This is a genomic window from Sphingobacteriaceae bacterium, from assembly GCA_016715905.1.
In the GTDB taxonomy this organism is placed as follows: domain Bacteria; phylum Bacteroidota; class Bacteroidia; order B-17B0; family Aurantibacillaceae; genus Aurantibacillus.
Window position 1 is genome coordinate 206,743 of sequence record JADJXI010000020.1, and the last position, 13,275, is coordinate 220,017.

Here is a 13,275-nt window from a genome sequence, read left to right on the forward strand (position 1 = left end):
GCCGTTTAATCTTTCACAATCTTTTTAATACACGTTTGCCCTTGAGAAGTTAGTTTAAAAAAGTAAATGCCTTTGGCATAATCTGATAAATTAATTTCAATATTCATTTTTTCCTTTGGATAATAAGCATTTTCAAATATTATCTGGCCAATGCTATTGTGAATCTCTATTTTAAAATCGCGAATCAGCTCAAAAGAGAAATAGAGTTTATCATTAAATGGATTAGGATAAATATGAATATTTTCCTCATGGAAAGGAATTAGCTCAGCTATTCCGTCACAGGATGATACAGATTGAGTAATTGTTGTTACATTACTGCAGCCATTAACATCAATACCAACTATGGAATAAATTGTGCTTACAGATGGGCTAACCACTATGCTGGCGCCCGGACCACCCGGGTTCCAGGTATAAGAAAGTGCGCCAACTACGACCAGGGTTGCCGGATTATTGATGCAAACAATACTATTAGTAGTGAAGGCCAATAAATTCGGCAACGGATTAACGTTAACGAAATAAGTGCTGGTATCCTTACAAGAACCCAAATGTCCAAACACGGAATAAGTGGTACTTGATGTTGGGGTGAATATGGTTGGATTGTTGCTAGATCCGTCACTCCAAGTATAACTTGTTGCCCCACTTGCTAAAAGCGCAAGAGGTTGACCTGAGCAAACCACATTGGTGCCGGTAACAACTATGGTGAACGGAGGCGCTACTGAAACTGTGGCGACAGTAGAGCCACTGGAAATGCAACCTGCCGTTGAGGTTCCAATGATTGAGTAACTTGTATTTACCAATGGAGAAACAACAGGCGATCCGGAAGAATAAGTGTATGTGAAAGCCCCGGTGGGCATCAAGGTAAAGGATTCGCCGGGACATATCGAACCGTTAGGCACAGAAATAATCGGTAAAGGGTTTACGGTCACATTTGAAATTACAGAAGAGGTAGAAATGCAACCTTCCGCATTCGTTCCAATGATTGAATAAGAAGTGCTTACAGAAGGAGAAACTATAGGAGACCCGCTAGAAAATGTATAAGATAGCGCACCACTAGGATTCATGGTGAATGAATCTCCGGCACAAATTGAACCACTGTTAACTGTTATCGTAGGAGTAGGGAATACACTTACATTTGCTATGGCCGGAGAGCCGGAAATACAACCCAAACTGCTGGTGCCGGTAACGGAATAACTTGTATTCACTGTTGGATTGACAACTGCTGATCCGCCAGAATAAGTATAAGTACTGGCACCCCCGGGTATCAGGGTAAACGAGCTTCCAGCACAAATAGAACCGCTATTTACAGTTATGGTTGGAAGCGGGTTGACCGAAACCGTTACAATAACTGGAGTCGGAGATACACAACCCAAACTATTTGTTCCAATTACAGAATAGGATGTGGTAAGGGAAGGGGTCACCACAAAGGATCCCCCACTAATGGTATAAGTAACAGCACCCGACGGTGTAATGGTATAGGAATCACCAATACAAATGGCACCACTGTTAACCGTTATGGTTGGCGATGGGCGAACCGTGATCGCTAATGTTGGTCCGCCGGTACTGCATCCTGCATTGGCGGTAACACCTATTGTGCCGTTTGAATTTCCTATCGTTACACTAATGGTGGAATTCCCATTGATTCCACTCCATCCACCTGGTAAATTCCAATAATAAGATTGAGCACCTACCACGGTGTTTGTTGAATACACAATTACTTCGCCGGCACATGCAATTGTATTGCCGGAAATCACAGTAGGTTGGGAAATTGCCTGACAAAATTTTTCGACAAAAATATCGTGCAATCCGGCGCTGGTTAAATTATTTACACCAACCGTAGGATCAAAATCAACCGTAGTCTGAAAATAGCCGCAAAGATAAAGGGCTCCATTGTTGCTCATATTGATGAAAGCTCCGTAGTCCGGATTCACACTTCCTGAAGATACTGCCCAAACATAAGCGCCGTTAGACGCATCAAGTTTACTAATAAAAATATCATTGCTTCCTCCCGACACCAAATTTGCAGTACCCGGACCCGGATCAAAATCTGCAACACCGCTAAAATAACCGGTAGTATAAACTCCGCCAAGATTGTCCAATGAGATTGAGCTGGCAGCGTCGTTGGTAGTGCCTCCCATTTTGGCAGCCCATACAAAATTACCGTTTACATCCAATTTATTCACAAAAATTTCATAACCCCCTGTAGAGGCCATGTTGTAAACACCAATCCCCGGATCAAAGTCAACATTTGAAGTAAAAAATCCGGTAATGTAAACATCACCTGCATTATCTACAGCATTGGAATACCCAACTTCATCGCCCACTGCACCAAATCTTTTGGCCCAGATAAAATTACCCGAAGCGTCCAATTTCAAGGAAAATACATCTGATGCTAATGGGGACATATTAAATACACCCGGTCCCGGATCAAAATCGGCTGTGCTTCTGAAAAACCCGGTAATGTATGAATTTGCATTGGCATCCAGCGCTAATGAATAACCAATTTCATCGCCGGTACCTCCTATTCTGTTTGCCCAAATAAAATTTCCATTCATATCCCATTTAAAAACAAAAATATCCTTTAAACCCAGCGATGTTAAATTAAAAACACCTGCACCGGGATTAAAATCAACTGTATTTTGAAAGAATCCGGTACAGTAAATATTACCTAAGGCATCTAATTTCAAACTGTAAGGGTCATCTATTCCGGTACCACCAATTCGTAAAGCCATTAATAATGCACCAGCCGGACTATACCTGGCTACAAAAATATCTGAATTGCCGCTCGATGTTTGATTAAAAGTGCCCGGCCCCGGATCAAAGTCAGCTGTAAAGTTAAAAAAACCGGCGATTACCAAATTGCCATTTGAATCTATTGCCAAAGTTTCTCCGGTATCATCACCTGTACTTCCCAGTTTAAAAGCCCATAAAAAATTTCCGGCCGCATCTAGTTTACTTACAAAAACATCATTCGAACCCGAAGAAGTTAGAATAAAAGAACCCGGCCCCGGATCAAAATCTACCGCACCCTGAAAGGCGCCCGTGGTGTAAACATTTCCCTGGTCATCGTTGATTACGCAATAGCCGGTTTCACCCAAAGTGCCACCCATACTTCTCGCCCATTGCAATGGAGGCAATTGTGCATAGGATATGAAAGTGCTGATAAGAAAAAAGCCAAAAAATATTTTTTTCATACTGACTGAATAATAAATGAAGATATTGATAAAAATCAATATTTTCAGGTACATGTAAAAATATTTTTTATTTTATGAAGCCATGAGTTTGGAGCGATGTTTTTTGAAAAGCACTTTTGGATTGCTGTGAGCCTTAACGAATTACATAAAAACCGGTGGTGGTAACTAAATTGCATTCACATTCACGAACCGTTACCAAATCAACAGGCTTTGAATATAAGCTTTTTTCAATTTAATTCATGAATCCGGAAGCAAGCAAACTTGATGAGCCCTTCAATTCATTCAAATAAATTTAGAATTTACCATCCGGCTGATAAACCGATTTGCAATCACTTGCAAATGATAGTTGAGTTGAAACGCCATCCACTAGGGCGCAAACTTCTTTTACCACTCTTCTTTATTCCGGTCTATTTCATCTTCGATTTACTGTGAAAGTTTTCCGGTTGCATCATACCATCCTTCCTAAAAAAAGTATTTGAGATTACCGTTTTCTTTTTTTCCTTTACAATTTCCGTTGTTTTCCATTTGCTTTCAAATTTATAGTAACCCAACATGGGGCTTTGAAAAGCTATTTCCAAACTGCATTTATAGTAGGATATAACTTTAACGCTGAATTGCATTTACTAAGAAAGTAATTTTATTTGAATAAATGTTTATTAGCGAGGTGCAAAATAAATTCGCTGTTCCCTGAGCTTGTCGAAGGGCAGCGACCACTTGTCCCGCGCCCGAGCGATGACCGAGTCCGCCCGCTTACGTTTATTTGCTGTTAGTGGTTCGTTGTTCGTCGTTACATAGTCAATTTATGAAGTAATTATTTTTGTTGGAGTCATAAAAATGAGTCTTTTTTCCAATGTCCCAAAAATAGAATATTGATAAGCTAACGGTTTTTCAGAAATAAGTTCAATAGCTTGAATTTCGTATGGTGTTGTGTCCTTCGGATGTAAAAAAGTTCCTTGAGGTTTAGTGAATGTATCGACGATTTGCCATGGCACGATTTCAGTCATTTCAAATAATTCATTAAGTTTATCGCAATAGCCGTCGTTTTTATTTTCCTTCACTGGCAAAACATAATTATAAAAAGCACCTTTCGCACTTTTCATTTTATTGAGATCAATATGAGTTGAGGAAAATCTAATACCGTCCCATTTTTTTTCTTTTCTAACAATTTGCAATATTAACTGAGGGATAATATATTCAGGTTTAAACGCGGCTTCCCTATCTAAAACTTTGACTGAGCAAGAAGCGATAAGTGGCCAAACAATTAAGTGTTTCCAAAGGTCTTCGGGTTTTAATGAGTTTAAAACTGTTGTTTCTCCTAAGTAAACGTCGGTTGTAAGATCGAAGAAAGTTATTGGTTTTTTAGTCTGTAATCTACATGCTTGAACTTGGTCAGGAGTTGGTCGACCAAGTTCTTCCCAAGCCACGTAAACGGAATTTGCAGCGTACAAAGATGGAAAGCCTGGAATGCTGTAACGTTGAGTAGACACTTTAATTCTATTATTGAACGGAATATGAAAAAGTTCCTTTTGCGTTAACGAATAAGCTCCTTTCTCTTTTCGTAATCGGTAGAGACTTCTATCTTCAGGGAGTGTCCCGTGTGTTAAATGAGAAAACATACTCATGTCGAATGACTTCTTTAATTCAGAATATGCATCAAAAGGATACCCGTCTAAATATAAGTCAACCGATTTTTTTATGCCCTCAATCAAGTTTGTAACTAAGAGCTTTTCAACATCAGGAGAAAATATACTAGGTAGTTCAGAAAAATCTAATGAATCAATTTTGCTTTTGTAAGCATCGAGTTTTTCAAAAAGAAATTCTCTAAAGCTCTTCTTTGGATCAGCTTGTTGATGAAAAGGAAGTCTGATGATTTCATTTTGAAATAGCTCGATTAGTTTCATTCACCTTAATTTAATGATTTATTAAGGAAGGATTCGTTATTTTCAGAAGGTCTATTTTCTTTTCCAATGCTCGCATTGCTCTGTTGTCTTGTATTTTCTCAGCGTCTTTCCATGCTCTCATGTTTCTTGTAGCAATGTAAACATATTGTGTGCTAAAGGCTTTCTCATTATATGGAATTGAGTCGACAACAACACCTTGCATTTCCTGACCGTCGTACAGAAATCGTATGTGTCTATTATGAAATGGAAAAAAACTTACGTGGTCCATAATTTAATGAGGTCAAATTGATTAATCGAAGATACAATTTTAAAGAAACATTAGCATATTTATTAAGTCGTCGATCTACAATGACCGCTAACGGGTTTTGGCTAGAAGCTGTGCGGGTTTTACTTGCACAAAACTGTCTAACGCACAAATATAAATTAAAAGCACTGAACTGAATCGCAAATGCAAAAAATCCCGCGCAGCAACCGCTGAAAAATCGCTTTTGCAACTTGCAGAAACCCCGCATTGCTTTTAGCCAATGTTAGCAGCTGTTTTACCTGCTACCATTTATTTTTCAATTCAGTTTTGTCGGTCGTTAATTTGTCAAATTCGTCCATGAGTTGCTGTCCACCAAATGCTATTGTTCCTTCGTGTGAGAGATAGATTATCCATTGATTCTTTTTGTCTGTATAAATTGTTTCAAAGTTGTCTTTGTCAAATTCAGAAATATCAATTTCATAGTCTAACCTCTCTTCCGTTATTTCATATATTCTGTCGTTAGTAATTTTGGAAATAATTTTGATTAAATTTTCATAATCCAATTTGTCTAATTTGTCGGTGTTATAAAAATAAAATGGTTTAGGACTACAAACTGTCAAAGGTTCCCAATAACCACCGTCAAATTTCCAAAATAGTTCAAGGTTCTGTCGAACTGTCTTTGCTTCAATTTCAGATAATCTTCGTCTGTATGGAAGCGCTTGAATAGTATTTAGATTTTGGATATCTAAATTATCAACGAAGTCAACATACTTTTGTCTTTCAAGTTCAATTTGTTTTAAATGTCCAGCTTTTGAATAACCACTTGTCTTAATTTTCAGGTTGTCTTGTGCAAGTTGTTTTAACTCATCTTTCAGGTCGTTTAGATTGTCAAATTGCTTACCAACTATATATTCGACTCCATTTAAAAGTCCGTTCGCAATACTTTGTTGAGTACTCAGTCCGCTTTGAAATAAATTCAAACAATATTGTCTAACTGTTGTGATTATTTTGTCGGATTGTGTCATTTTAAAATAGCTGCTAACGGGCTTGGGCTAAAAGCTGGTGGGCAATTAGAACTACTTTATTGTCAACCACCACAAAAGTAAATAAAAAGCACTAAAGTTTAATAACCTACAAACGCCCACTTGATTTTAGCCCATGTTACCAGTATGGGCGTTCGTTCAACTATTGAGGTCGGGTAGGGTCGTGGTCGGAAGTTTAAATTTTTAGAGAGGGAAATTTTTATTTTTAATTTTTCGTATTTGAATAGGTGTGTCGGAAAAATGGTAAGCTTATCCCGATTTTTCTTCGGGATGTGCTTGACATTGTGGGAGGTTAAAACTCAAATTTTAAATCCAATAACCAAAACATCATCTGTCTGCTCTGTATTTTTTTTCCAATTAATAAACTTTTGATGTAATTCTTCTTGTTGCTCGGCAATGGATTTATTTTGTATAGAAAGCAATAATTCTTTTAATGGTCTATACATAAATTTTTTGCCTTTTTCTCCACCAAATTGGTCAGCATAACCGTCTGTGAAGATATAAACAGTATCGCCTTTTTGTAAGTCAATGTTGTGTGTTGTAAAAGGTTTCGGATTATCGTTTTGCCCAATGGGTTGTTTGTCACCTTTTATTTCAAACAAGTTATTTTCTCTAATGTACCATAATGGATTATTTGCTCCGGACCAAAGCAATTCATTGTTTTTTGTATTTAAACAACATATGGAAATATCCATGCCGTCTTTTACTTCTTCGTTGCTTTTTTCAAAAGTTTCCAATACTAATTCTCTGGTTTTGTCTAATATTTTTGCAGGTTCAGTTATGTCAAATTCTTTTACTGTTCGGTTAAGTGCATTACTGCAAACTACACTTACCATTGCTCCAGAAACTCCGTGTCCTGTACAGTCTGCTGCTGCGAACAAAACAAGGTCACTCACATTTTCGAGCCAGTAAAAGTCGCCTGAAACAATGTCTTTTGGTTGGTATAAAATAAAACTTTGAGGCAAATATTTTTTCCAATAACTATTAGGTGGAAGTATAGCTGTTTGCAATCGTTTGGCGTAGATTATACTGTCGGTTATTTCTTTATTTTTCTCTGCAATAATTATTTTTTGTTTTTTCGTTATACGAAAACGATTGTACAAAAACCCCGAGAATAATACTACTAAGAAAAAACCAAAAACAACTGTATAAATAATCATATTTTTTCTTTTGTTTTGCTCGGAGCTTATCGCAGCTTGCTTTTCTTTTTCTTTATTTAAAAGTTCTATTTCTTTTTCTTTTTTTTCGGTTTCGTATCTTGTTTCCATTTCAGCAACTGCTTTTGTGCTTTCTTGGGTAATTAATGAATCTTTATAATTCGAATAGAGTATATGGAAGTGAAGAGCTTGTTTGTAATTCTGTTTTTTTAAATAAACATCAGACAAAGTAAGTGCTGACGTAAGAAATAAATCTTTCGCATCAATTTTGTTAGCAATAATGAAAGCACTATCACTAAATAAAATAGCATTATTCAAATCGTTTAAATCAAAGTATGTTCTACCAATATTACTATACAACTGACCTAATAGGTATTCATCTTTCAATTGATGAGCAAAAGTTAAAGCCTCTTTAAATAAAACAAGAGAAGTATCATAGTCTTTTTTTTCATAGTAAATATTACCTATATTACCAATGCTACTAATGATGCCTTTTATGTTATCCGATTTTTTTTCAAGAGATAGAGTTTCTTTATGGTATATTAACGCCTTATCAATATCACCTTTTTCAGTTAAAACAAGAGCTAGATTATTAAAATTAATTATTAATCGTTTATAATTATTTAAAGAGGTATTCATCTCAATGCACTTTTGAAAATAATATTCTGCTTTTTCATAATTATTTTGCCAAAAAAAGATTAGACCGATATTATTCCATATTTCAGTAGTAATAGATTTATCATTTAGTGATTCAGCAATATTTAGTGCCTTTAGGTAATAATCTAAAGCTATAGTATAATCCGCCCTCTCTTTGGCTATCATTCCTAGGTTATTAAGAGTTTTTGCTATTCGTAAAGAGTCTTTAGTGTCTTTAAATAAAGATAACGCTCTTGAAAATTTTTTCTGGGATAATAAAAAATCTCCTTGTACATAATGGATTCTTCCTAATTCGAAAGAAGATTTAGCTATTCCATTTTTGTAAGCTATTTCTTCACTTAGCAATAATGCTTGTTTATAATATATCATCGCATTTTCTATAGAATCTACCATACTTGCGTTTCCTAGCGACTGTAATACTTTTACTTTATTAGTGTCTGATATAGAGTTTATTAGTAATTCTTTTAAGGAGTCAATATTAATACGGTCTATTTTCTCTTGAGAAATAGCTGTTGTTGTAAAGTAAGATAAAAATATAATAAATAGAAAACTCTTCATGTTAGCTAGAAACTAAAATAAATAACTAGAAAAATGGATTTTAATGGCAAAAATAGCTATATTTGTCGATGAAAACTAATTAGTTAACCTTAAAAAATACTATTATGGCAAATTCAATTGACGTTTCGGTTCCAGAAACAATGATGAAAAAATTACAAAAATTCGCAAAAGAAGAATTAAGTAAAGATGAAGCAGGTGTTCTTAATGCTGTGTTTAATGTGTACAATTACGCTATGGAACACAGATGTACTGTTTTTAAAGACCACCCAGCTTTTATTAAAGAATTAAACAAGCTAGAAGAAGAGGTTGAAGCTTCGTTAGTAATTACCCCTACAATTACAACGATAACAATTACCACAACAATAGCAAGTCATCCAATTATTACTTGTTCGGCAGCAGCAAGAAATTGTGAATAAATTGGTAAACTATTTTTCCAAAGGGGAAAACTAATGTTTTCCCCTTTGGCATTTTATAACTGTAATATTTCTTCAAATGTTATTAAATTCTTCTAATATTGTTGAATATCTTGAAAATGAAGGTTATAAAGATTGCAAAATAATTTTCATTAGGAATTTAAGAAATTTTTGTGCAAAAGTTAAAACGCACAAAGGAAATGTTATTGTTAAGCAAAGTGGCAATAATAACGACACTTTTGTTGATGCCACAATATTATCCGAATTGCAATTTTATGATACTCTAAAACAAAAAGAGGTTTTAAAAATTCAGCAATTAGCCCCACAACCCTTAAATATAGATATAGAAAATCAAATAATTGTTTTAGAATATCTAGATAAATATAAAAACTTTAATACAATCATTGAGAGTAATGATTATAATTCTTCATATGAATTTGGTGTACAAATTGGAAAATTGCATACTATTTCGATAGAATCTTGTTTAGATTCATTCAAAAAAACAAGGACAGAGGGTTATTTTAGAGTATTTGATTATGTAACCCCAGAAGCGTATAATGCTGGAGGACCATTATTTGGAAAATGTATTGAGTTGATGCAGAAGTATCCTGATTTGAATGAAGGTATTAAAAAACTATCGAATGAATTTTTGTGGGAAAATCTTATTCATGGTGATTTAAAAAAAGATAATATCGTTTTTAATAATTTGAGCGAAAACCAAAAGGTAAAAGTTTTTGATTGGGAGTTAATTTCTATAGGAGATAAGTATTTAGATATTGGCTATGCTGTTAGTAATTATCTATTATGGTGGATTGAGAATATGAAATTTTCAGATTCTTGTAGTGAAGAAAACGATAATAAAATGATAGAAGCACAGGAACATATTTTTAACTTTATTAAGGGATATTTATTTTCAATTGAGGCTACAAAATTAGATTTTATTAAGTTAACGAAATTCTGTTCTATTGCCTTACTTAATATTTTCTATAGTAAGTCAATGTTTAAATATGAGTATTCTAAGCAGGATATAATGTTGTTAGAAGTAGCAAGAAAAATGCTTGTAACACCTCACGAGATTTACACAAAATTGTTTATGAAGCCGATAATGATAGGATATGAAAAAAAATATTTTTAAAGAAATAGAAAGTGGTTTTGTTTTCGATAATACCAAAGGACTACTTAATTCTAGTAATGAAATTATTGCTGAATTATCTGATATTAATGACTCTAAAAGGGCTATAATTAAGTTAACACACTATTACTATAAAAAATATTATTCAAAATCGCAGACATTAAATAAAGCGGATGATTTTCAAGAAATTAGCATTGAAACAGATAAGGAGTTTATAAATAGATTAATCAAAATTTTTCCGAATAAAAAGATTATTAGTAGTGGATGGCGAGTTGTTAGTATTGTGTCAAAAGATATTTTAAGAGTAGAAAAAAATGGAATAACATTAACGGTAAATACACATTTACATTTCCCAAAAGACTTAAAAATCACTAAAATTCATGTCAATGACATAATTTCAATTTTGTTTTCATGCCATTTTCCTAATATTTCCAATGGATTTTATGTGTTTAAAAGTGAAATAGGTGAAATTGATAAAACAAGAGGAATAGGAAGGTTTTATTTCAATGCTAATTATAATTATGTCGTTGATTTTACCGAAGAAATACTTAGTAACCTATATAACAATAATATTATTTTTGATTTTAAAGTATTCAAAAATATCCGGAATGAATATAGAATTGATAGTGCTGTATTATATTTTTCACTTGAAGATTTTGAAATTATTAGAAAGATAATATCACTACTATCTAACAATGAATTATATTTTAATAAAGAAGTTTCAATGTTCCATCACTTTGTTTCAAATGGAGTTGGTTTTGCTGAAGAACCAACTATGAAAAAGGAGAATGAGAGTTATGGACTAAATAGATGTAGGATTCTTTCTGAAATTACATTTAATTCATTAGATGATATAAAAAAAAATGGAAAAATACCTTGGCATAAATTTGATGAACAGTTTAAATATTATCAATTGGATTTTAATAATATATTTTTAAACCCACAAAGTAGAATGAAGAAACTATTGAACTTACAAAACAATTAAAAACAAAAAATATGAAAACAATTTTTAGAATAGCGTTATTGTTAACCGTAATTGGAGCAATAAATTCAGCAATTTATGGTCTTTCGGGGACAGATTTTTTTTTAATAATTACAGGAATTGATAGAACAATAGGAGGAGATTTTCTAAGAATATTGATTGGATTATCTGCTATTGTTACATTAATTTTTGGTTTAAAACTAAATTGGAAAGAAAAAAAGTGAATTATGTTGTTAACTAATTACACTTTTAAATAAGTATAGTAATTTGTCCACGAAGTACCTGTGGATAGGTGGAATTTTTTGGCACGTGTTTTTGTTTTGCGGGAGGGGTTTAGCTCTTTTGCTGTTGGTGGCTTCGCCAATTTTTTATTATGCGTAATTTTTCTACGCATAATAAAAAATAAACAGCAAATGTGCTAAACGAAGCGGAGGACAAAAACCGTGACAAAAAATTGTGCGATGGAATTTCTTTTTTCCTTTTTTAAAAGTGCGGTAGGTAAAAATTTAAACTTCGAAGCGGTCGCCTGTAGTGTTGGTAAAAAAAGTCAATTGAGTAGTTTATTGGAAATGAAAACTTATTTATCAGCAGAAAAGTTGTCTATGGAAAACGGTTTTACGCCTTACTGGTAACTTCCCTATACCCGCAATAAGCCATTTGCAAATGCGTATAATTAATTACAAATGTTTAATTAAGGATATTATTCTAAATTAAGTAATTTTTTAATGTAAAACTATAGCCGTATAAAAATAGCCAAATAATTTTTCGATGTTTTTTTGGGGTACACGCCTGCCTTATTTGTTAAGGCGGGTAACTATTTTACTTGTTATAACGGGTACTATGTGGGAAATATTTTGGAGGGTGCTTGGAGCCGGGCTTCTCCGCCGCGGCGGATCGCTCTGTGCAATGGCTCAGCTTGCCTACCGGCAGGCTGGTGTGACATAGGTAAAAACCAAAAACAAACAACTCTCCAACCAAAAACTCTTTTATGCTCTTTTATTTCTTTTATGGTTTAAAGTGAAACTATTTAATTTCCGAAAGTAAAATCCGTATAAATAAAAATTATTTTAATAATTTTCCTATGTGAATCTAATCTTACTATTCAACTCGAATAAAAACTATGAAACTATGTGGTTAAAAAAATATTTTTGTTTTGGGAATCACAGTTCTCCACCGCGGCGTAGGGCTCATCCTGCCGGTAGGTTTGACAATTAATTTAATTCCGGTAAATGCCGCCTAACTTAAAAAAGGCTAAAATAGCATTAATCACCTTTAAAGGTGGACGCAAAACTTTTTTTAATATTTTCATTCCACTACTTTCAGGAAATGGAGTTTCTTCAAAGGATTGTACACCGGTTGCTTCTTCTACAGGCGCTTCGCGTTTGTATTTTTCAATAACCAACATGCTGTCGTAATAATGCAGAGAGTTAGCGCTTTTTGTAAAGGCATTTACTTTTAAAGAACTTTGTTGGCTGTGCCAGGCATTGATATAATCTATAAAATTTTTACTGTATTCAATAAAACTTCCGTTTCGTTTGTGTCCCCCGCCATAACCGGGCCAATAGGAAGTATGCAAATCTTCACACAAATAAACTCCATCTTCCTTAACCTTATCAAACAATTCTTCAAAACTTACAATTTGCTGTTTCATGGTATGGCCACCGTCGTCAATCAAAATATCTACATCCGGAATTTGAGCTTTCACCTTTCTTAAAAATTCACGGTCGCTTTGTGAACCAATAAAAATTTGAATATTTTCTTCTTCTAAAGTTTTGCATTTAGGTTCAATATCTATTCCGTAAATTTTGGCCTTGGGACCAAAGTAATTTTTCCACATTTGTAAACTACCACCTTGAAAAACACCAATTTCTAAAATCACCACTTCTTTATTCCGGTATTTTGCAAAATGCCTTTCATAAACATCAAAATAATGTTTCCACTTGCGTAATAATCTTTTATTGTTGTTTCGAAAATATTTTTCTAAATCATTCATGCTT

The 13,275-nt window shown here is 33.9% G+C and carries 12 protein-coding genes; 5 read left to right on the top strand and 7 right to left on the bottom strand.

Features of this window, described 5'->3' with window-relative positions; all coding sequences use genetic code 11:
- Positions 1-5: 5 nt before the first annotated feature.
- From IPM51_16340 to IPM51_16365, 6 genes are all read right to left on the bottom strand, one after another.
- Positions 6-3,191, bottom strand: a complete 3,186-nt coding sequence (locus IPM51_16340; GenBank protein ID MBK9285865.1) for a T9SS type A sorting domain-containing protein — start codon at positions 3,189-3,191, stop codon at positions 6-8.
- 407 nt (positions 3,192-3,598) lie between these two features.
- Positions 3,599-3,811, bottom strand: coding sequence for a hypothetical protein (locus IPM51_16345; GenBank protein ID MBK9285866.1), 213 nt, complete (start codon positions 3,809-3,811; stop codon positions 3,599-3,601).
- A 180-nt stretch (positions 3,812-3,991) separates the two neighbouring features.
- A complete protein-coding gene (locus tag IPM51_16350; GenBank protein MBK9285867.1) occupies positions 3,992-5,092 on the bottom strand; it encodes an RES domain-containing protein in 1,101 nt (366 codons plus the stop codon).
- 10 nt (positions 5,093-5,102) lie between these two features.
- Entirely contained in the window at positions 5,103-5,360 is a 258-nt protein-coding gene (locus IPM51_16355; GenBank protein MBK9285868.1) for a hypothetical protein, read from the bottom strand.
- A gap of 278 nt (positions 5,361-5,638) precedes the next feature.
- Positions 5,639-6,361, bottom strand: a complete 723-nt coding sequence (locus IPM51_16360) for a hypothetical protein (protein ID MBK9285869.1) — start codon at positions 6,359-6,361, stop codon at positions 5,639-5,641.
- A gap of 317 nt (positions 6,362-6,678) precedes the next feature.
- Positions 6,679-8,751: a tetratricopeptide repeat protein gene (locus IPM51_16365; protein MBK9285870.1), complete on the bottom strand. Its 2,073-nt coding sequence runs from the start codon at positions 8,749-8,751 to the stop codon at positions 6,679-6,681.
- A 104-nt stretch (positions 8,752-8,855) separates the two neighbouring features.
- Between IPM51_16365 and IPM51_16370 the strand changes: the two genes are divergently transcribed.
- The 5 genes from IPM51_16370 (at position 8,856) to IPM51_16390 (ending at position 11,910) form a co-directional block, all read left to right on the top strand.
- Positions 8,856-9,167: a hypothetical protein gene (locus IPM51_16370; GenBank protein MBK9285871.1), complete on the top strand. Its 312-nt coding sequence runs from the start codon at positions 8,856-8,858 to the stop codon at positions 9,165-9,167.
- A gap of 76 nt (positions 9,168-9,243) precedes the next feature.
- Positions 9,244-10,299, top strand: coding sequence for a phosphotransferase (locus tag IPM51_16375; GenBank protein ID MBK9285872.1), 1,056 nt, complete (start codon positions 9,244-9,246; stop codon positions 10,297-10,299).
- A complete protein-coding gene (locus IPM51_16380) occupies positions 10,280-11,281 on the top strand; it encodes a hypothetical protein (protein ID MBK9285873.1) in 1,002 nt (333 codons plus the stop codon). Before IPM51_16375 ends, IPM51_16380 begins: the two co-directional genes overlap by 20 nt.
- Before the next feature lie 11 nt (positions 11,282-11,292).
- Positions 11,293-11,502 carry a DUF378 domain-containing protein gene (locus tag IPM51_16385; protein MBK9285874.1) on the top strand — a complete coding sequence of 70 codons (210 nt, stop codon included), beginning with the start codon at positions 11,293-11,295 and terminating at the stop codon, positions 11,500-11,502.
- Between the two features lie 237 nt (positions 11,503-11,739).
- Entirely contained in the window at positions 11,740-11,910 is a 171-nt protein-coding gene (locus IPM51_16390) for a hypothetical protein (GenBank protein MBK9285875.1), read from the top strand.
- Between the two features lie 584 nt (positions 11,911-12,494).
- Here IPM51_16390 and IPM51_16395 read toward each other — a convergent pair.
- Positions 12,495-13,271, bottom strand: a complete 777-nt coding sequence (locus IPM51_16395) for a class I SAM-dependent methyltransferase (protein MBK9285876.1) — start codon at positions 13,269-13,271, stop codon at positions 12,495-12,497.
- Positions 13,272-13,275: the final 4 nt, after the last annotated feature.